17 protein-coding genes and 1 pseudogene are annotated in these 19,004 nt (G+C 66.8%); 7 read left to right on the top strand and 11 right to left on the bottom strand.

Annotated features, from left to right (window positions below; genetic code table 11):
* Window positions 1–84 precede the first annotated feature (84 nt).
* The 9 genes and pseudogenes from AB4Y42_RS07145 to AB4Y42_RS07105 all read right to left on the bottom strand — a co-directional run bounded on the left by AB4Y42_RS07145 (window position 85) and on the right by AB4Y42_RS07105 (window position 11,631).
* Window positions 85–916 (bottom strand): annotated as a pseudogene (locus AB4Y42_RS07145) (M55 family metallopeptidase).
* Window positions 913–1,989, bottom strand: coding sequence for a P1 family peptidase (locus tag AB4Y42_RS07140; protein WP_368693758.1), 1,077 nt, complete (start codon window positions 1,987–1,989; stop codon window positions 913–915). The pseudogene AB4Y42_RS07145 and the gene AB4Y42_RS07140 overlap by 4 nt, the downstream one beginning before the upstream one ends.
* Window positions 1,986–2,879, bottom strand: coding sequence for a glutathione ABC transporter permease GsiD (gsiD, locus tag AB4Y42_RS07135; RefSeq protein ID WP_342922102.1), 894 nt, complete (start codon window positions 2,877–2,879; stop codon window positions 1,986–1,988). Before gsiD ends, AB4Y42_RS07140 begins: the two co-directional genes overlap by 4 nt.
* Window positions 2,880–2,886: 7 nt before the next feature.
* A complete protein-coding gene (gsiC, locus tag AB4Y42_RS07130; protein ID WP_368691109.1) occupies window positions 2,887–3,807 on the bottom strand; it encodes a glutathione ABC transporter permease GsiC in 921 nt (306 codons plus the stop codon).
* Window positions 3,808–3,876: 69 nt separating this feature from the next.
* Window positions 3,877–5,421: a glutathione ABC transporter substrate-binding protein GsiB gene (gene gsiB, locus AB4Y42_RS07125; RefSeq protein WP_368693757.1), complete on the bottom strand. Its 1,545-nt coding sequence runs from the start codon at window positions 5,419–5,421 to the stop codon at window positions 3,877–3,879.
* Window positions 5,422–5,508: 87 nt separating this feature from the next.
* Window positions 5,509–7,410 (bottom strand): dipeptide ABC transporter ATP-binding protein, encoded by a 1,902-nt coding sequence (locus AB4Y42_RS07120; protein WP_368693984.1) that lies wholly within the window; start codon window positions 7,408–7,410, stop codon window positions 5,509–5,511.
* 47 nt (window positions 7,411–7,457) lie between these two features.
* On the bottom strand, window positions 7,458–8,453 hold the full coding sequence (locus AB4Y42_RS07115; protein ID WP_368693756.1) for an isoaspartyl peptidase/L-asparaginase family protein: 996 nt from the start codon (window positions 8,451–8,453) through the stop codon (window positions 7,458–7,460).
* The gene (locus tag AB4Y42_RS07110; RefSeq protein WP_368693755.1) at window positions 8,450–9,391 is read right to left on the bottom strand and encodes a MurR/RpiR family transcriptional regulator; all 942 of its coding nucleotides are present in this window, start codon (window positions 9,389–9,391) and stop codon (window positions 8,450–8,452) included. Before AB4Y42_RS07110 ends, AB4Y42_RS07115 begins: the two co-directional genes overlap by 4 nt.
* 332 nt (window positions 9,392–9,723) lie before the next feature.
* A complete protein-coding gene (locus AB4Y42_RS07105) occupies window positions 9,724–11,631 on the bottom strand; it encodes a PAS domain S-box protein (RefSeq protein WP_368693754.1) in 1,908 nt (635 codons plus the stop codon).
* A gap of 460 nt (window positions 11,632–12,091) precedes the next feature.
* Between AB4Y42_RS07105 and AB4Y42_RS07100 the strand changes: the two genes are divergently transcribed.
* From AB4Y42_RS07100 to AB4Y42_RS07080, 5 genes are all read left to right on the top strand, one after another.
* Window positions 12,092–12,304 carry a hypothetical protein gene (locus AB4Y42_RS07100; protein WP_368691114.1) on the top strand — a complete coding sequence of 71 codons (213 nt, stop codon included), beginning with the start codon at window positions 12,092–12,094 and terminating at the stop codon, window positions 12,302–12,304.
* 20 nt (window positions 12,305–12,324) lie between these two features.
* On the top strand, window positions 12,325–14,277 hold the full coding sequence (locus AB4Y42_RS07095; protein WP_368693753.1) for a putative bifunctional diguanylate cyclase/phosphodiesterase: 1,953 nt from the start codon (window positions 12,325–12,327) through the stop codon (window positions 14,275–14,277).
* A gap of 43 nt (window positions 14,278–14,320) precedes the next feature.
* Entirely contained in the window at window positions 14,321–15,190 is an 870-nt protein-coding gene (gene motA / locus AB4Y42_RS07090; protein ID WP_368693752.1) for a flagellar motor stator protein MotA, read from the top strand.
* Window positions 15,191–15,200: 10 nt separating this feature from the next.
* Entirely contained in the window at window positions 15,201–16,139 is a 939-nt protein-coding gene (gene motB / locus AB4Y42_RS07085) for a flagellar motor protein MotB (protein WP_368693751.1), read from the top strand.
* A 243-nt stretch (window positions 16,140–16,382) separates the two neighbouring features.
* On the top strand, window positions 16,383–16,841 hold the full coding sequence (locus tag AB4Y42_RS07080) for a PRC-barrel domain-containing protein (RefSeq protein WP_368691118.1): 459 nt from the start codon (window positions 16,383–16,385) through the stop codon (window positions 16,839–16,841).
* A 79-nt stretch (window positions 16,842–16,920) separates the two neighbouring features.
* Here the strand turns inward: AB4Y42_RS07080 and AB4Y42_RS07075 are convergent, their stop codons facing one another.
* Window positions 16,921–17,220 (bottom strand): hypothetical protein, encoded by a 300-nt coding sequence (locus AB4Y42_RS07075; RefSeq protein WP_368693983.1) that lies wholly within the window; start codon window positions 17,218–17,220, stop codon window positions 16,921–16,923.
* A complete protein-coding gene (locus AB4Y42_RS07070) occupies window positions 17,139–17,399 on the bottom strand; it encodes a hypothetical protein (RefSeq protein WP_368693997.1) in 261 nt (86 codons plus the stop codon). Before AB4Y42_RS07070 ends, AB4Y42_RS07075 begins: the two co-directional genes overlap by 82 nt.
* 147 nt (window positions 17,400–17,546) lie before the next feature.
* Here AB4Y42_RS07070 and AB4Y42_RS07065 point away from each other — a divergent pair, with 147 nt between their 5' ends.
* Complete coding sequence (locus tag AB4Y42_RS07065) at window positions 17,547–18,398, top strand: intradiol ring-cleavage dioxygenase (protein WP_368693750.1); 852 nt, start codon at window positions 17,547–17,549, stop codon at window positions 18,396–18,398.
* 333 nt (window positions 18,399–18,731) lie between these two features.
* Window positions 18,732–19,001: a hypothetical protein gene (locus AB4Y42_RS07060; protein WP_368693749.1), complete on the top strand. Its 270-nt coding sequence runs from the start codon at window positions 18,732–18,734 to the stop codon at window positions 18,999–19,001.
* Window positions 19,002–19,004: the final 3 nt, after the last annotated feature.

Genomic DNA, 19,004 nt, shown 5'->3' with positions numbered 1-19,004 from the left:
GATTGGAGGCGAAGCCACCGATCCGTTGTTTGATGCGTGGCGGGCCCGACAGTTAGTTGCACAATACGGAGAACAGCGGCCGCCTCATCGCAGCACCGCCGACATCACCGACAGGCTATTGAGCGTGCGCACGAGGGCCTCGGCGGTTGGCGCCACGAACCGGATCACGCAGCCCGCCGTGCGCTCGATACCGGCCACTGCGCAAAGAGATCGGCCAGCGCACTGGTCTGCGTATGCAGCTCGCACGTGCGCACACGAGGCACGGCACACGCGCGGTCCCACCATTCGCCGTCGCGCGCGACCTGCCCGGCCGCTTCGCGCGCCGCTTCGCGGATCCGTTCGCGGCTCGCGGCGGGCGTCAGCAGGTCGCCGCTCGCGTGGCCGCCGGCGCGCTTCACGACCACGAACTTCGCATCGGGAAAAGCGGGCCGAGTTTCGCCTTCGAATACATCGTCACCGCTGAGCAGCGCCACGCGTGCGCCGTATTCCTGCGCGAGCGCGCCATACAGCCCCGCCTCGCCCGTCGCCACGCCATCGACGAGCACGCGCGCGAACGCAAAGCTGTTGATGGTGTGCGCGAGCATGCCGCGGCTTTGCGCCATGGCGTGATAGCCGATCATGAACACGAGCGCGGGCCGGTGCTCGAGGCCTGCCATCATGCCGAGCATGCGCGGCTTGCCGAATATCACGCGTGCGCGCGCGTGGATCTCGTCGAGCAGCAGGTTGTTGAAGCCGCCATGCGAGTCATTGACCCACACCTCGCTCGCGCCGCCCGAAAACGCGCCTTCCACGGCCGCGTTCGCTTCGAGGTCATCCAGCGGCGCGCCTGCTCGTACTCGGCGTTTCCTGCGCGCGTTTGCTGAACGTTGAAGACGCCGCCGATGCCTTCGATATCGACCGAAATGAGGACCTTCATGCTTGCGCCCCGCCTGAAAGCAGAGCGGCGAGATCGGGCGCCGCGTCGCGCAGCGCGAGACGCACGTGGCCGTCGCGGCCGAGCACGGTGCTCGCGCTCCACAAGGCGTCGAGAATCGCCTGCTCGACGCCATCGGCGCTCGCCTGAAACAGCGGATCGAGCTGCGAGTCGGCGAGCAGGGGCGGCAACGCGTGGGTCGGCGCGTCGTGCGCCAACGTGTATGCGGTGCTGAACGCCATGGCGATATCGCCGCTGCCGTGTCCATAGACGGACCCCGTGCGCGCGAGACCCGCCGCCGCGCGCATCGCAACGCGCCGAAGCTGCCGCGCGTCGAGCGGCGCGTCCGTGGCGATCAGCATGATGATCGAGCCCTTCTCGGGCTCCTGCGCTGCGCGATTGGACGCCGCGCGCGCCGCCAGCTCGCGCCCCACGGGCACGCCGCCGATCGTCAGCATCGGCAGGCGGCCAAAGTTCGCCAGCACGAGCACGCCCACGGTGTACTGCGCGCCCGCCGCCTGCACCACGCGCGACGCCGTGCCGATGCCGCCCTTCAGGTCGAAGCTCGACATGCCACGACCCGCGCCTGCGCTGCCACGCGCGAAGTCGGCGTTCGCCGCCGCGCAGGCCGCGAGATAGTGCGCCTCATGCACCGCCAGCGCCTGGATATCGTTCAGATAGCCGTCGTTGCACTCGAACACGACCGGATTGACGGTCGGCAAGCCGCGCCCGATTTGCGGATTCGCCGCGACCGCTGCGCGAATCTGCGCCTGGGCGAGCGTGCCCACCGCGAACGTGTTGCTCAGCGCGACCGGCGTTTCGAGCACGCCCAACTCTTCGAGCTGCATGAGCCCGATGCTCTTGCCGAATCCGTTGATCACACAGGCGCCCGCCGGCACCTTCTCGCGAAACAGGTCGCCCGGATGCGGCAGCAGCACGGTCACGCCGGTTTGCACCTCGCCCGCATCGAGCGCGCAATGCCCGACACGCACGCCGCTGACGTCGGCAATCGTTCCCGTCGCGCCGCTCGGCAGTGTGCCGACATGCGGCGCGGTATCTCCACGATCGATGCTCATGCGCGGTCCAGCTTCGGGTCGAGTGCGTCGCGCAAGCCGTCGCCCAGCAGATTGAACGCGAGCACGGTGAGGAAGATGGCAAGGCTTGGGAACAGCGCGATATGCGGCGCCGTCACCATATCGGCGCGCGCCTCGTTGAGCATGGCGCCCCACTCCGGCGTGGGCGGCTGCGCGCCGAGGCCGATGAACGACAGGCTCGCCGCCGTGATGATCGACGTGCCGATCCGCATGGTCAGATACACGATCACGGACGACACGGTGCCCGGCAGAATATGGCGCATGATGATCGTCCAGTCCGAAGCGCCAATACTGCGCGCGGCCTCGACATACGTGAGGTGCTTGAGCATGAGCGTGTTGCCGCGCACGAGCCGCGCAAACGCCGGAATGCTGAACACCGCCACCGCACAGACCACGTTGATCATGCCGTTGCCCAGGATCGCGACCACGCCGATGGCGAGCAGAATACCTGGGAATGCGAACAGCACGTCGGCCACCCGCATGGTGATGCGGTCCCACCAGCCTTCGTAGTAGCCCGCGAGCAGGCCGAAGAACGTGCCGACCACGGCGCCCAGCGCCACCGAAAGAAAGCCCGCCGCGAGCGAGATGCGCGTGCCCGCGAGAATGCGGCTGAAGATATCGCGGCCCAGCGCGTCCACGCCGAACCAGTGGGCCGCCGAAGGACCCGCGTTGAGCGAGTCGTAGTCGAAGTAATTTTCCGGATCGTAAGGCACGAGATGCGGCGCGAACACCGCGATCACCACCAGCAGCAGCACGAATGCGCCCGCGCCGAGCGCGACATGCTGCTTGCGGAACTTGCGCCAGAATTCGCGCCACGGCGTGCGGATCGCTTCGTCCTCCGCGCGTACGGCTTCGTTTAGGGTCGTGCTCATGGCGGGCTCACCTGAATCGAATGGTCGGATTGATGACCGCGTACAGCACGTCCACGATCAGATTGATGACGATGAACTCGAGCGAGAACAACAGCACTTCTGCCTGAATCACGGGGTAATCGCGCATCGCAACCGAATCGACGAGCAGCCGCCCGAGGCCCGGCCAGTTGAACACCACCTCCACGACGATCGAGCCGCCCAGCAGGAAGCCGAACTGCAGGCCCATCATCGTGACGACCGGAATCATCGCGTTGCGCAGGCAATGCTTGATCACCACCCATTGCTCGGCCACGCCCTTCGCGCGCGCCGTGCGCACGAAGTCCTCGTTGAGCACCTCGACGAACGACGCCCGCGTGAAGCGCGCCATCACCGCCGCCACGGCCGCGCCGAGCGTGACCGACGGCAGCACGTAGCTGCGCCACGAACCGTCGCTCACCACGGGCAGCCAGCCCAGGTGCACCGAGAACAGCTCCATGAGCGCCATCCCGAGCGCGAACGCCGGGAACGAAATTCCCGACACCGCGAGCGCCATGCCGATGCGATCGGGCCAGCGATTGCGCCACACGGCCGAAACGATGCCGATCGCCATGCCGAACACCACGGCCCAGACCATGCTGGTGAGCGTGAGCAGCAGCGTGGGCATGAAGCGCTCGCCGATTTCGGTGACGACCGGGCGCTTGCTGCGCATGGAGACACCGAAGTCGCCGTGAGCGATGCGCACGAAGAAATGGAGGAACTGCTGCGGCAGCGGCCGGTCGAGGCCGAGGTCGGCGCGCACGAGCGCGACCGTGGCGTCGTCCGCTTCGGGACCGGCCGCGAGGCGCGCCGGGTCGCCCGGCAGCAGGTGCACGAACAGGAACACGAGGACCGCGACGATCAGGAGCGTCGGCAGCAGACCCAGCGAGCGTTTGACAATGAAATTCAGCATGAGCGCGTTACTGCATCGGGGCGTGCGCGCCGCGCCGAACTCAACGGTTCCGGCGCGGTGCGCAACGCATTAGCGAATCGAGATCTCGTCGAAGTTGAACGAGCCGTCGGGCGCCACATACGCGCCGGCCAGGCGCTTGCTGCGGGCGTACACGACCTTCTCCTTCACGAGGAACACCCACGGGGCGTCGGCCCAGATGCGCTTTTGCGCATCGGCGTAGAGCGCCGTCTTTTGCGCGCGGTCCGTCGTTTCGAGCGCCTTCGCGAGGTCCTCGTCGACCGCCGGGTTCTTGTAGTACGCCGTGTTCATGAGCCTGGGCGGCCACGATGCCGAAGCGAGCAGCGGCGAGATGCCCCAGTCCGCCTCGCCCGTGGACGACGACCAGCCGATGTAATACATGCGCACGCCGGCCGTTGCCGGGTCCTGCGCGCTTTCCACGCGCGCGACCGCGGTGCCCGTTTCGAGCGCTTCGACGTTGGCCTTCACGCCCACCTGCGCGAGCTGCTGCTGCACGAACTGAATGGCCTTTTGCGCGGTCGAGTTGTTATACGCCGACCACAGCGTCGTTTCGAAACCGTTCGGGTAACCGGCCTGCTTGAGCAGTTCGCGCGCCCTGGCCGGATCGTACGGCCAGGGGCCGAGCTTGACCGAGTAGTCCACGCCTTGCGGCAGCACGCCGTCCGAAGGCAGCGCATAGCCGCCGAACGCTACCTTCGCCAGCGCGTCCTTGTTGATCGCGTAGTTCAGCGCCTGGCGCACGAGCGGGTTGTCGAACGGCTTCTTCGCCGTGTTCAGGCTGATGTAGCGCTGGATGATCGAGGGCGTGGCGATCAGGTCCACCTTCGGGTTCGACTGGAACGCGCTCGCCTGCTCGAACGGAATGCGGAAGGCGAAGTCCGCTTCGCCGGTGCGCATGAGCGCCGCGCGCGTGTTGTTGTCGGCCACCGGCTTCCAGTCGATCTCGTCGATCTTCGGGTAGCCCTTCTTCCAGTAGCCGTCGAACTTGTGCACAACGAGGTCGCCGGCCGGGTCCCACTTTACGAATGCGAACGGGCCCGTGCCCACCGGATGCAGGCCGATGTCCTTGCCCCACTTCTTCATGGCCGCCGGCGAGATCATCACCGCCGAAGGGTGCGCGAGCACGTTCACGAACGCCGAGAACGGCGCATTGAGCGTGACCTTCACCGTGTACGGATCGACCACTTCGGTCTTCGCGATGCGGCGGAACATGTTGTAGCGCTTCAGGTGATTCGCCGGGTCCGTCACGCGGTCGAAGTTCGCCTTCACCGCCGCCGCGTTGAAGTCGGTGCCGTCCTGGAATTTCACGCCCTCGCGCAGCCTGAAGGTATAGACGAGGCCATCGCCGCTCACTTCATAGCTCGTGGCGAGCACGTTGGTGAGCTTGAGGTCCTTGTCGAAACCGAACAGGCCCTGGTAGAACGACTTCGACACCGCCTGCGAGAGCGTGTCGTTGGCGTCGTACGGGTCGAGCGTCGAGAAGGTCGAATCGACGGCCATCACCGCGCGCTGTCCGGCGGCTTGTACGGCAGGCGCGCCCGCGATCAGCGCGAGTGCGAGCGCGCTGCCCTTCATCCATGTTTTGACTTCTTTCATCAATCAGGTCTCCATAGCAATGAATCTTGACGACTCGGCGAAATATTCCAGCTGGACTGCGAACGATTGCGTGGCATGGCGGCGCGCTCAGTAAGCGCCGCCCACCCGATGCTTCGCAACGAAGTGACCGGGGCCGACCGCCACGAGCGGCAGGACCTGCGGCTCGTCGCCGGTTGCGCGAATCGGGCTCGGCAGTTCGTCGGCGGCGAGCACGCGCTTCGCGTGGCGGCGCGCCGGATCGGCAATCGGCACCGCGCCCATGAGCTTCTTCGTATAGGCGTGCTGCGGGTTCTCGAACACGGCGCGGCGCGGGCCGATCTCGACGATCTGCCCGAGATACATCACCGCGACGCGATGGCTCACGCGTTCCACCACGGCCATATCGTGCGAGATGAAGAGATACGCCACGCCAAGCTCCTGCTGCAGGTCAAGCATCAGGTTGACGATCTGCGCCTGCACGGAAACGTCGAGCGCCGACACCGATTCGTCGGCGATCACGACTTTCGGGTTCATCGACAGCGCCCGCGCGATGGCGATGCGCTGACGCTGGCCGCCCGAGAATTCGTGCGGATAGCGGCCCGCCGCCGACTTCGGCAATCCCACGCGATCGAGCAGCCACTCCACGCGCGCCTGCGCCTCTGCGCCCTTCGCGATGCCGTGCACGAGCAGCGGCTCCATGATCGAGAAGCCCACCGTGAGGCGCGGGTTGAGCGAGGCGAACGGGTCCTGGAAAATGAACTGGATATCGCGGCGCAACGTCTGCAGCGCGGGGCCCGTGAGGGTGCTGATATTCCGGCCGCCGAATTCGATCGTGCCGCTCTGGCTCTCGACGAGCCGCAGCAGCGAGCGGCCCGTGGTCGATTTGCCGCAACCGGACTCGCCCACCAGCGCGAGCGTTTCGCCGGCGTGAAGATCGAAGCTGACTTTTTCGACCGCATGTACGCGGCCCGTGACCTTGCCGAACAAACCGCTGCGCACGGGGAAGCGCGTGACGAGGTCGCGCACGCGCAGGACCGGCGCCGCCTGCGTTTTCGGCGCGTTCGCCGGGAGCGTTGACGTTGCGACGGGGCGCGCCGCCTCGCTCATCGACAGCAGCGGGAACTTCTCCGGCAAGTCGGTGCCCTGCATCGCGCCGAGCTTCGGCACGGCGGCGAGCAACGCTTGCGTGTAGCGATGCGAAGGCGCGGCGAACAGCGTATCGGATGCGCCCTCTTCCACCGCTTCCCCGCGATACATCACGAGGATGCGGTCCGCCACTTCCGCCACCACGCCCATGTCGTGCGTGATGAAGACCACGCCCATATCCATCTCGTCCTGCAGGCCGCGAATCAGCTGCAGGATCTGCGCCTGGATCGTCACGTCGAGCGCCGTGGTCGGCTCGTCGGCGATCAGGAGCGCGGGCTTGCACGAGAGCGCCATCGCAATCATCACGCGCTGGCGCATGCCGCCCGAAAGCTGATGCGGGAAGCGGTCCATCACGCGGCGCGCCTCGGGAATGCGCACGAGGTCGAGCAGGCGCAGCGTTTCGGCGCGCGCCTGCGCGGCGTTCATCTGCTGATGCAGCGCGATCGCCTCGCTGATCTGGTTGCCCACCGTGAACACCGGGTTCAGCGAGGTCATCGGCTCCTGGAAGATCATCGCGATGTCCGTGCCGCGCACCGAGCGCATGGTCGAGGCACTGGCACGCGTGAGATCGAGCACGCTGCCGTTGCGGCGGCGCAGGTCGATGCGGCCGCCCGTTATGCTGCCGCCGCCGTGCTCGACGAGCCGCATCAGCGAAAGCGACGTGACCGATTTGCCCGAGCCCGATTCGCCGACGATGGCGAGCGTCTCGCCCCGGTCGACGTGGAACGACAGATTGCGCACGGCTTCGAACGTGCCCGCGCCGCGCCTGAACGACACGGAAAGGTTACGGACGTCGATCACGCGGTTCGGCGGCAGCGCGGCCTGTTCGCCGGCCGGCGCGCTATCAGGAGAGTGCGAGGACATCGGCACGATGAGGATTCCTTCGTTTGGTGCGCAAAACGATGCGCCGCTTAAGCGTAGATCGACGCAACGGGCGCTTCGCCCACGCGCGCGTAGCCGCGATACATGCCTTCCGTGTTGAACGGCAGGACCACGTTGCCTTGTGCGTCCACGGCGATCAGGCCGCCGCGGCCGTCGATGCGCGGCAACTGCTCCATTACGACATTCGTGGCGGCTTCGGAGAGCGAAACACCGCGATATTTCATTTGCGCCGCCACGTCGTAGGCCGCGACCATGCGCATGAACATTTCGCCCGATCCTGTGGTGGACACCGCGCAAGTGGCGTCGCCGGCATAGCAGCCGGCGCCGATCAGCGGCGCGTCGCCCACGCGACCCACCTGCTTGTTCGTGATGCCGCCCGTCGATGTCGCCGCGGCGAGATGGCCGTGCGCGTCGAGCGCCACTGCGCCCACCGTGCCGAACTTGCGATTCGGGTCGATCGGCTCGTGCGGCAAGCTGTCTGCCGATGCGTTTGCTGCCGCCTTCGCTTCGAGCGTTGCCCCATCGTGATCGAGCATCGCGCGCGCTTCGCCGCGGGCGAGCTGCCACTGGCGGTAGCGCGCATCGGTGTGGAAATAGCCGGGATCGACGAATTCGAGGCCCTGGGCCGCCGCAAACGCTTCCGCGCCTTCGCCCGTGAACAGCACGTGCTCGCTCTTTTCGAGCACGCGGCGTGCCGCCAGCACCGGATTGCGCACGCGCGTCACGCAGCACACGGCGCCCGCTTCGAGCGTGCGGCCGTCCATGATCGAGGCGTCGAGTTCATGCGTGCCCGCGGACGTGAACACCGCGCCGTGGCCCGCGTTGAATAGCGGACAGTCTTCGAGCAGGCGCACCGCTTCCTCGACGGCGTCGAGCGCGCTGCCGCCTTCTGCCAGGATGCGCTGGCCAGCCGCGAGAATGCCGCTCAGCGCGTCGAGATAGCGGGTTTCGACTTCGGGCGCCATCGATGCGCGCAGGATCGTGCCGGCGCCGCCGTGAATGGCAATGACTGCGTTCGATTTCATGACTTCTTTTTCGTTGGGGAAGACAGTGCCGCAGGCGCGGCAGGCGCCTGCGCCGAGGTCGAACTGAGCCACGGCAGCACCGATTCGGTGATGGCCGCCGCGGCGACGACGGAATCCTTCGCGCGCAACGCCACGGCGTCGCACAGCGCTTCGATGACGGCCAGCACCGCGGCTTCCGAGTTCGCCGCGAGGCGACGCTCGGAGCGGATCAGCAGCGTGAGATCGGCGAAGCGCGCGAGCGGCGAATCGATGCTGTCGGTCAGCGCGAGCACGCGCGCGCCCAGCTTCGCGGCGTGGCGCGAGAGCTTGATCGTGTCGTCCACGTAGCGCGGAAACGCGATGCCGATCACCAGATCGTCCTTGTTCGCGCCAAGCAGCCTGCGCGCCGAATGCGTGGCGCCGCCGACCGAGGCGAGCGCCTGCACGTTGTCCAGGTACGGCAGCAGCGCGTTCTCCATGAGCCCGGCGAGAAACGCGCTCGTGCCCGAGCCGATCACGTAGACACGGCGCGCCGAGAGAATCGCGTCCACGGCTGCGGCGGCCGCTTCGCTGTCGATCGACTGGCGCGACAAACGCAGGTTCGACTCGGCTTGCTCCAGCGAGGCGCCGAACAATTCGGCGCCGCCGGTCGGCGATTCCTGCGCGCTGCGCAGCCGCTCGACCGGCGCGAGCGTGGCCTCGAAGCCGCGCACGAGCGCCTCGCGAAACTGCGGATAGCCGTCGAAGCCGAGCGAGCGCGCGAAGCGGTTGGCCGTGGCCACCGAAGCGCCGACCGCGTCCGCGAGTTCGTCGATGCGCATGGTCGCGGCATGAAACAGGTTCGCGAGCACGTACTCGGCCATGCGCCGGTGGCCCGGTGTGAGAACGGGCATCGCGGCGGTGATGCGCGCGACGATCTCGGCTTCGGGCGTGTCGGGAGTTGACGATCGGGTTGACATGCGTGAGCGGGAGTTGGGACGGCACAGCCGTAAATGGAATTACATGGGCGGATCTTAGTGAAAATTTATTTTCATCGCGCCATGGGTTTACCCTATTCGAGCATAGCGAGGGGAAAATTAGCTTGATCGAGCACAACGACGCGCGAAACTGTGCGCCTCGAATACGTTGCTGGATTTTGGAGGGGGAAGGCGGCAGAAGCAGAAGCCGGAAAGACAGGTCGCCCGCAGGCGAGACAAGGGGCGCGGCAGCGCGTGGAGAGTAGCGCGGTACTTGCCGCCAGCCAGACGCCAGCGGCAATCGAATCAGTCACATGAAAACGGCGTGCGCAGCTTTACGACGCCGCCATCGCTTCAGCGCCCGGCGCCACGCGCCACGTATTGCGCCCCGCGCGCTTCGCTTCGTACATGGCCGCATCGGCGAGACACAGCGGATCGTCGGTCAGCGCCCTGTTCCCGGCTTCGACCGAGGGCATCGCGCTCGTTGCGTCCACCACGCCAGCCGCGCCGGTCACGCCAGTCAGCACGACGCCCACGCTCGCGCTCGTCTCGATCACGCGGCCCGCGACGACGAACGCCTTCGACACTTCACGGCACATGGCCGCCGCGATGCGCTCGCCGGTGCGCGCGTCGCTCACGCCGCGGCTCGCCACCACGAATTCGTCGCCGCCCAGGCGGCTCACCACGTCGCCCGTGCGCACGGTGGCGACGAGCCTGCGCGCGACCTCCCTGAGCAAGGCGTCGCCCACGTCGTGGCCGTAGCGGTCGTTGATGGACTTGAAGCCATCCATGTCCATGAAGAAGAGCGCGAAGGGCTCACCGCTCGCGCGCAGTTCGCACAGCGTCTCCTCCAGCGCGCGCCGGTTCGCAAGCCCCGTGAGCGGGTCGATCAGTGCGCCCTCGCGCAGACGTTGCTCGGTACGGCGCTGCTCGGTCACGTCGTGCGCCATCACGTAGAAGCCCGTCACCTTGCCTTCGCGCTTGGCCGGAATGTAGGTGGCAGACCAAACGCGGTCGGCATCGGCCCGATAGCGCACCTCGTCGCAGGTCACGCGTTCACCGGCCAGCGCGCGTGCGAAGAGCGGCTGCAACTGCTCGAACACTTCGGGGCGCAGCGTCTCGCTCAGGCTGCGCCCGCGCAGCGCCGCCGGCTCCGCGCCGAACACGCGCTTGAAGGTCTCGTTGTTGAACTGGTAGTTCAGATCGCGATCGACCACGGCGATCAGCGCCGGCACGTTGTCGGTGATGGTCTGCAGCGCGTCGCGGCTGCGCCGCAGCTCTCCCGTGCGTTCGCGCACGCGCTCTTCGAGCTCGACGTGATAGTTGCGCAATGCCTCTTCGCTCTTCTTGCGGCTCGTGATGTCCTGCACCGCCGCGATGAAATGCAGCGGCGTGCCCGATACGTCGCGCACGAGCGACACCGCGAGATTGACCCACACGGCCTGGCCGTCGGGCCGCAGATAGCGCTTTTCGATCGCATACGTGGCCTGGCGGCCCGCGAGCAGTTCGGCCACCTGCGCGAGATCGGCGGCGATGTCGGCCGGGTGCGTGACCGAGGCGAACGTGCGGCGGCGCAGCTCGTTCTCCTCGTAGCCGATGATCTCCGAGAACTTCTGGTTCACGTCGAGAAAGCGGCCGTCGAGATCGACCACGGCCTTGCCGATCGGCGTTTGCTGGAACACGGTCCGAAAGCGCGCCTCGCTGATGGCGAGCGAACGGCGGTCGCGCTCGTGCGCAGTACGCGAGCGGTTCAACTGCCGGCGCAATTCCAGCTCGCGTTCGACGAGGTGCGCGAAATCCGCGAGCACGGCGGCCTGGGCGGCGTCGAACGAACGCGGCTTTTCGTCGATCAGGCACAGCGTGCCGACCACCTGGCCGTCGGCGAGGCACAGCGGCGAACCCGCGTAGAAGCGGATGTTCGGCGCGCCCGTGACGAGCGGATTGTCGAGAAAGCGCTCGTCGTCGAGCGCGTCTTCCACCACGAGCATGCGCTTGCTCAGCACGGCGTGGGCGCAGAACGACACGCTGCGCGGCGTCTCGCACGCGGCCAGCCCGTGGTGCGACTTGAACCACTGGCGGTCTTCGTCCACGAGCGAGATCAGCACGATCGGCATGTCGAACGCGAACGCGGCGAGCCGCGAGATGCGCTCGAATGCCTCTTCGGGATCGGTGTCGAGTATGTCGAGTTGCCGCAACGCCCGAAGGCGGACGTCCTCATCCAGAGGAAGCGGAGCAGTGATCATCGTGTGGGGGGCCCGGCAGGACGGATACGGTTTGCGTGGCGCTTTCCGCACCGGCGCGCCTTACCTGGGTTTACGGCCGGCTCAAGCAAAAACTGAAGCGCGGGAATGCGCGCACCGCGCATATCGCGCTAGCCTTGCGCGCCAGGCCTTTCCCTTATGCAGGAATCGCAATTTAAGCGCACGAACGTTCGGTATACGTGTGGATGCGCAATCATCGAGCGCCACGGCCTTCATATCCGTGCTGCTCGCGTGGCCCGGCCGCACGGGCGGTGCGCATCTTCCCTCCGCAAATTTCACTGTGGATAAATTGCTTCGCCATCCGAAATACATGCCATTTTTAACCGGCCGGTTAACGTGTTGAGAAATCGATCAAGCCCTCAAAAAAAAACGTGTCTGGCGACTTCAGCAACGCTTTTTCACCGCCGTAAAAAGGGCAAAGCTCCACCCTTCCGGTGTCACCATGAGAACCCCCGCGCAAACCCTGCGACTGAAATTGACCACCCGCATCGCCACCGCGGCGCGCATTGCCGCCGGCTGCGGCGCCAGCGCGCGCATGAGCGCGGCACCCCGTGCGCGTCGCGCGCCGTCGCGCAGCGCTCATGCGCCTGCCGGCACGTCGCGCCACTACGCCGTGCGCCGCCTCGCGGCGCAGGTGCGCACACGCAGAATCTAAGGCCACACGGACATCGAGACATGAGACAGGAAACCGTGGCGGCCATGCCCGATCCCGCCGCTGCCTTGAATCCCCCGGCGGCGCTTCCCTGGCTAGTACGTGCGCGCGCAACGTTGCGCGCCTCGATTCGCGCACGCACGAAGTTTTTCATCGGCCTGTTCTTTGCGTTGTTCGCCACGCAAACCACGCTGCTTGCCAGCCAGCTGATCGCGTTTGGCCACGTCTTCGAACGCGTGGATACGAGCTGGCACGACGAAAGCGCCGCGCAGGAATCCAAAGCGCCGCCCAGGCAAGCCGTCTCCGCCGCGCCGCGTGAACTCGCTGTCGAGCGGCTGCACAACCAGGTCCAGCGCGGCATCCTGCGCGTGCATCACACGCTCGAAGCCGCCTTTGCCATCGCGCTCTCCACGCTCGCCTTTGGCCTCGTGCTGCTGCACTACCTCGAGCGCACGCTGCTGCGTCCGCTGCATACCTTGACCGATTCACTCGTGCGCCTCGCGCACGGCGAAGACATGCGCGCATTGCCCGACATGAACCGCACCGACGAAATCGGCGCGATGGCGCATGCCTCCGATACGTTGTGCGAAAAGTCCCGCGAGCTGCATCTCGCCCACGAAGCCACGCGCGCCGCCGAGGCCCACGCCCAGGCGCTGGCGCGCCACGATCCGCTCACGGGTCTGCCCAACCGGCGTCTGCTCGCGGCGGAGATGAGCGCCGCGCTGGAGCGCACGCAGCCCCGCGCGCCCGACTACCTCGTGTTCGTGATCGACCTCGACCGCTTCAAGCCCGTGAATGACTTTCACGGCCACGCCGCGGGCGACACGGTGTTGTGCGAGATCGCCGCGCGTCTGCGCCGCGTAGTGCGCGACGGCGACACGGTCGCGCGCCTGGGCGGCGACGAGTTCGCCGTGCTCGCCCGCGTGCATCGCGACGACCACATCGAGGCCGCGAGCGAGCTGGCGCAGCGCCTGCTCGCCGCCACGCGCGCGCCCATCGACATCGGCAAGCTGCGTATCAACGTGGACGCGAGCATCGGCATTGCATGCTGCCCGCGCGACGGCGGCGACCCGGACGCGCTGCTGCGCGCCGCCGATATCGCCATGTACCGCGCCAAGTGCGAAGGCAAGGGCACGTACCGCTTCTTCGAGCAGAAGATGGACGACGAGCTGCGCCTGCAGGCCTCGCTCGAATCGGACCTGCGCCGCGCGCTCGCGGGTGGCGAGATCCGGCCGTTCTACCAGCCGCTCGTGCGCCTCGCCGACGGCCAGACCACCGGCTTCGAGATTCTCGCGCGCTGGCACCACGAGCAGCGCGGCTGGATCTCGCCCGAGGTGTTCGTGCCGCTCATCGAGCAGATGGGCATTTCGCCCGCGTTCACGGCTTCGATCCTGCGGCGCGCGTGCCGCGACGCACTTTGCTGGCCCTCGCGCTACCACCTCGCGCTCAATCTCTCGCCCGCGCAGTTCAAGGACACGCAACTCGCGGCACTGTTGCTCAGGATCCTCGCCGACGAGGGCATGCCGCCCGAGCGCATGGAGATCGAGATCACCGAATCGGCGCTGATGTACGACTTCGACGCGGCGCGCACCTTGCTCGCGGACTTCCGCAACGCGGGGCTGCGCATGTCGCTCGACGACTTCGGCACCGGCTATTCGAGCCTGCAGCACCTGCGCGAGCTGAAGGTGGACAAGCTGAAAATCGACCGCTCCTTCGTGCTCTCGATGTCCTCGTGCAACGAGAGCGTCAAGATCGTCGACGCGATCATCGCGCTCTCCTCGAACCTGGGCATGAGCACCGTGGCCGAGGGCGTGGAGACCGCGGAACTCGCGCGCACGCTGGCGGCGAAGGGCTGCGACTACGCGCAAGGCTATTTCTTCGGCAAGGCGATGGCGGCGCGCGAAATCGACGCCTTGCTGAACGTGGATCGTGCGGCGAACGAGGCGCGGCTCAAGCGTCTCGTCGAGCCGGCCTGACCAGGTTGACCCGTAGTACTTTGAGAATGAAAAGGTAGACATCATGTTTGTAGCAATTGGCTGGATCGTCGTGCTCGGATCGGTGATCGGGAGCTTCGTGGGCGTCGGGGGACACCTGCCCGCGCTCGTACAACCGTTCGAACTCCTGTGTATTTTTGGCGCGGCGCTGGGCGCGTTCGTGGTGAGCAACCCCACCGCCACGCTCGGCAAGACGCTCAAGGCGCTGCCCACCTGCTTCAAGGGCGGCGGCTACACGAAGGCGCAATACCTGGAGCTGATCGCCCTCCTCTACGAGCTGCTGCAAAAGGCGCGCAAGGAAGGCATGATGGCGCTCGAGGCCGACATCGAAGCACCCGATAACAGCCCGATTTTCCAGAAATACGCACGCGTGCTCGACGACCATCATCTGCTCGACTTCATCGTCGACTATCTGCGCATGATGTCGAGCGGCAACGTGAATCCGATGGAAATGCAGGACCTCATGGACGAAGAACTCGACACGCATCACTCCGAGGTGTCGATTGCGCCCAACGCCATCCAGAAGATGGCCGACGGCCTGCCCGCCTTCGGCATCGTGGCCGCCGTGATGGGCGTGGTGCACACCATGGGCTCGGTCGGCAAGCCGCCCGCCGTGCTCGGCGAGATGATCGCGGGTGCGTTCGTGGGCACGTTCCTCGGCATTCTGCTCGCCTATGGCTTCGTCGGTCCGATCGCCGACCTGCTCAACGCCAAGGGCCGCGCCGCCAGCAAGCCGTTCCAGTGCGTGAAGGCCGTGCTGCTCGCGTCGCTCGCCGGCTATGCGCCGCCCGTGGCCGTGGAATTCGGCCGCAAGGTGCTGTTCACCGCCGACCGCCCGAGCTTCCAGGAGCTCGACGAAGCGGTGCGCGCGACCAGGACGCCGAAGGCCGCTTAGGAGTCCCGAGATGGCCGAACGTACTCCAGGCTCGCGCGCCGCGCGCGACACCGAGGGCAGCAAGACCACGCTGGTGGTGCGCCGCGTGAAGAGAGGCGGCCACGAGGGCCACCACGGCGGCGCATGGAAGATCGCCTATGCCGACTTCGTGACCGCGATGATGGCGTTTTTCCTCTTGATGTGGCTGCTCGGCTCGACGTCGCAGTACGATCGCGACGGCATCGAGAAGTATTTCAACACGCCGCTCTCGGCCATGCTCGGCAGCAAGCCCGACGCCGCGAACCCCAACCCGAGCGTGGTGCAAGGCGGCGGCCGTGACCTGTCGAGCAAGACGCCGGCCGTGGGCGGCTCGAACGCGCAGCCCACGCTCTCGCACGCCGTGCCCGTAGAGGCGGTCGACAAGTCGCGCCTTTCACAGCTCAAGGAAAAGCTCTCGGCACTCATCGAGCGCAAGCCGGAGTTGCGCGCGTCCCGCGACCAGATCCGCATGTCGATCACCGACGAAGGCCTGCGCATCGAGCTGGTCGATTCGCTCAAGCGCCCCATGTTCGCGACCGGCAGCGCGAAGCTCGAGGACTACGCCTACGAGATACTCGTGCAGATCGGCAGCGCGCTGAACGACGTGGACAGCGGCGTATCGATCGCGGGGCATACCGACTCGGTGCCCTACTCGGGCGGCCTCGCCGGCTACTCGAACTGGGAGCTGTCGAGCGAGCGCGCCAACGCCGCGCGCCGCGCGCTGGTAGCCGGCCACCTGAGCGAGGAGAAACTGCTCCAGGTGCGCGGCCTCGCCGACGTCCTGCCGCTCGACCACGACACGGCGGACAGCCCGCTGAACCGGCGCATCAGCATTCTGGTGATGAACAAGGCCGCCGAACGCGCGTTCTTCGAGCAGGCGAAACGCTACGACGTCGACACCCCGCAAAAGGCGGCCACGCCGGCTTCATAAGGCATCGACGGCGCGGCCCAGGGTGGATCTCCAAAGCGGGCCTCCAAAGCGGTCTCCAACCAGGCAGGAACGCCCCCGATGCGCCTCGCGCCGGCGCATCGAATCGAGGGCGCGACGCGGTACGCCGTTTGCTCTATCAACAGCAGGCGGCCAGACCGCCGCGGCATCGCCTGCCGCCTGACACGGGAATCGTCGGGAGTCTGGCCGGACTCAACGTTGTTCCCTTCCTGTCTGGAGACCAACATGCCCACCTTCATTCCTCCGCCCATGCCGACCGGCAATGGCGTGCGCATCGTCGGCAAGGGCCGCGTGAGCGCGGCGGGGCCGGGCCCCGATGTGATGGCCGCCAGCACGCTTGACAGCGACCGCGTGCTGAGTTCGGACGGCCAGGAAGTCGGCAAGATCAAGGAAATCATGCTCGACGTGCAGAGCGGCCGCGTAGCCTACGTGGTGATGTCGAGCGGCGGCTTTCTCGGCATCGGCGACAAGCTGCTCGCCATTCCCTGGAGCGCGCTCATGCTCGACACGAGCCGCAAGTGCTTCCTGCTCAACGTGTCGTCCGAGCGCGTGAAGGAAGCGCCGGGCTTCGACCGGGACAGCTGGCCCGCCATGGCCGACGCGAGCTGGGGCAGCACGCTGCACGCGTATTACGGCGCCGAGCCGTACTGGGCAGCGGTCGAGCCGGTGACGCCGCGCCACTGAGCGTAGTAGCCCGGCGCACGGCTCCGAGCGGGCAAACGGGCGTTCGGAGCCGCGCATCGCATCCAGGGCACGCCCGTGTTCAGCGCGGCGTGGTCGCGGCGTTCGCGGCGTTCGCGGCGATCGGCGGCGCCTCGGGGGCCAGGGGCGCCTCCAGCGCCCACGTGTTCACCGTGCGCCGCATCGGGCAGGCAATCACCCTAGCCACGCGGCTCGCCTGCGCCGCCTCCGGCACGCTCCAGCCGCCCTCCGCCAGCGCCCGCACGCGCTGCCTGAACGCGATCTGCAGGGCATCCGACTTCACCGACACATCGCTCTGCCAACTCTCCGGCACGCGAACCGGCCGGATGCGCCGCAGCACCGCGTGGTCTTCCTCGAAAATGCGCAGATTGCGCGCGCGAAAGCGTCCGTCGAACAGGGGATGCGAAACGCGACGAAACGGTGGCCGAGCAGCGTGACCGGCAGCAACTGCTCGCGCAGGTCCGCGGCGGCGGCCACGACGTACCAGAGGTTTTTCAGCATGACGAATGGGAACGGGGAACGGCTGTCGAATCGGCTCATTGGACCAGATTTTGGTTCCCGATGGCGACAGGCGCACAATACGCGCTGTTACAGCACGACGTCGATGTCACTGCGATCAGAAAACACGAGGCAACACCAGGTAACGACTGGCAACCCGCCTGGCAACCCTACAGGTAACCCCGAACCATGACCCAGTTCTTCAGCGAAGCCGCCTCCGCCGAGGCCGTCAATGCGCGTATCGGCGAAAACGCCGACGAGCGTCTGCGCGAGGTGATGAGCGCGCTCGTGCGCCATCTGCACGCATTCGCGAAAGAAGTGCAGCTCACGCAGCCGGAATGGGAAACCGCCATCGACTTCCTCACTACGGCCGGCCAGCTCTGCAGCGCCGAGCGCCAGGAGTTCATCCTGCTCTCGGACACGCTAGGGTTTTCCATGCTCGTGGACGCCATCAACAACCGCCGCCCCAGCGCCGCCACCGAAAACACCGTGTTCGGCCCGTTCCATGTGGCCGGCGCGCCCGAGCGCGAGATGGGCGCGTGCATCACCGCCGACGGTAAAGGCGAGCGCTGCCTGTTCGAGGGCCGCGTGCTCGATCTCGAAGGCCGTCCGGTGGAGGGCGCGCGCATCGACGTGTGGTCCGACAACGCCGACGGCTACTACGACGTGCAGCAGCCCGGCGTGCAGCCCAGGTGGAACAACCGCGGCATCTTCACGACCGGCGCGGACGGCGCCTATCGCTTCGTCGGCATCAAGCCGGTCTCGTACCCGATCCCGCACGACGGCCCGGTGGGCAAGATGCTCGCAAACCTCGGCCGCCACCCGTACCGGCCCGCGCACATGCATTTCCTCATCACCGCACCGGGCTTCCAGAAGGTGGTCACGCATACCTTCGTGGGCGACGATCCCTACCTGCAGTCGGACGCCGTGTTCGGCGTGAAAGCATCGCTCGTCGCGCCGTACGAGCGGGTGGCCGACAGCGCCATGCCCTGGCGCTCCAAGTTCGATTTCGTGCTCATGCCACTCGCCGCGCCCGCCTGATCCTGCAATGCGGCGAACTGGACGCGATATCGCGCCTTGCTCGCCGCATCGTCCGCCGCGCCCGGGTCATAGACTGGTCTCGCAGTCGAACGAACAACCGGGAACACCTTTGGGGGCGGCGATGCGGGTCACGAACTGGATTCTGGTGCTGGAATGCGCGTATATGGAGTTTTCCAGCTGGCGCGGCAAGAACGTCTATCGCCGTACCGTGGCGTACGACAGCGTGGTGTGGTGCTAACCCCTTCCGCAACCCTCTAGCCATCGACGCAACGGTAATCCTCCACTACAGTCGAAGACTTTACCGTCATCGTTGCTGGAATCGAGGATTCGAACATGCTGTTCCCCGCCGTTGCCACCGCCGCCCTGCTGATCGTCGTGTATGTCCACGCGAACCTTCCGCGCTTCACCGAGCGCGGCCCGAAGCGCGTCATCGCCCACGCCACGCTGTTGCTGGCCGGCCTGTGCTTCGGCGTGATCGGCGCGATGATGTCCGGCACGATCGCGCCGCCGTGGGCGGTGATCGCGTGCGGCCTGGGCGTCGTGCATCTGCCCGCCCTCTGCGTGCTCGCGCTCAAGCGCCTCAGGCATTCGGGGCGCAGCTAGAAT

Origin of the sequence: Paraburkholderia sp. EG286B (assembly GCF_040965655.1) — a bacterium.
In the GTDB taxonomy this organism is placed as follows: domain Bacteria; phylum Pseudomonadota; class Gammaproteobacteria; order Burkholderiales; family Burkholderiaceae; genus Paraburkholderia.
The sequence above is the reverse complement of the archived record's forward strand: the minus strand, read 5'-3'. Positions and strand labels throughout refer to the sequence as shown.

Bases quoted from the DNA above. Each gene is read 5' to 3' on its own strand.
- AB4Y42_RS07140 (WP_368693758.1), bottom strand. From the start codon at position 1,989: ATGAGCATCGATCGTGGAGATACCGCGCCGCATGTCGGCACACTGCCG.
- gsiD (WP_342922102.1), bottom strand. From the start codon at position 2,879: ATGAGCACGACCCTAAACGAAGCCGTACGCGCGGAGGACGAAGCGATC.
- gsiC (WP_368691109.1), bottom strand. From the start codon at position 3,807: ATGCTGAATTTCATTGTCAAACGCTCGCTGGGTCTGCTGCCGACGCTC.
- gsiB (WP_368693757.1), bottom strand. From the start codon at position 5,421: ATGAAAGAAGTCAAAACATGGATGAAGGGCAGCGCGCTCGCACTCGCG.
- AB4Y42_RS07120 (WP_368693984.1), bottom strand. From the start codon at position 7,410: ATGTCCTCGCACTCTCCTGATAGCGCGCCGGCCGGCGAACAGGCCGCG.
- AB4Y42_RS07115 (WP_368693756.1), bottom strand. From the start codon at position 8,453: ATGAAATCGAACGCAGTCATTGCCATTCACGGCGGCGCCGGCACGATC.
- AB4Y42_RS07110 (WP_368693755.1), bottom strand. From the start codon at position 9,391: ATGTCAACCCGATCGTCAACTCCCGACACGCCCGAAGCCGAGATCGTC.
- AB4Y42_RS07105 (WP_368693754.1), bottom strand. From the start codon at position 11,631: ATGATCACTGCTCCGCTTCCTCTGGATGAGGACGTCCGCCTTCGGGCG.
- AB4Y42_RS07100 (WP_368691114.1), top strand. From the start codon at position 12,092: ATGAGAACCCCCGCGCAAACCCTGCGACTGAAATTGACCACCCGCATC.
- AB4Y42_RS07095 (WP_368693753.1), top strand. From the start codon at position 12,325: ATGAGACAGGAAACCGTGGCGGCCATGCCCGATCCCGCCGCTGCCTTG.
- motA (WP_368693752.1), top strand. From the start codon at position 14,321: ATGTTTGTAGCAATTGGCTGGATCGTCGTGCTCGGATCGGTGATCGGG.
- motB (WP_368693751.1), top strand. From the start codon at position 15,201: ATGGCCGAACGTACTCCAGGCTCGCGCGCCGCGCGCGACACCGAGGGC.
- AB4Y42_RS07080 (WP_368691118.1), top strand. From the start codon at position 16,383: ATGCCCACCTTCATTCCTCCGCCCATGCCGACCGGCAATGGCGTGCGC.
- AB4Y42_RS07070 (WP_368693997.1), bottom strand. From the start codon at position 17,399: ATGAGCCGATTCGACAGCCGTTCCCCGTTCCCATTCGTCATGCTGAAA.
- AB4Y42_RS07065 (WP_368693750.1), top strand. From the start codon at position 17,547: ATGACCCAGTTCTTCAGCGAAGCCGCCTCCGCCGAGGCCGTCAATGCG.
- AB4Y42_RS07060 (WP_368693749.1), top strand. From the start codon at position 18,732: ATGCTGTTCCCCGCCGTTGCCACCGCCGCCCTGCTGATCGTCGTGTAT.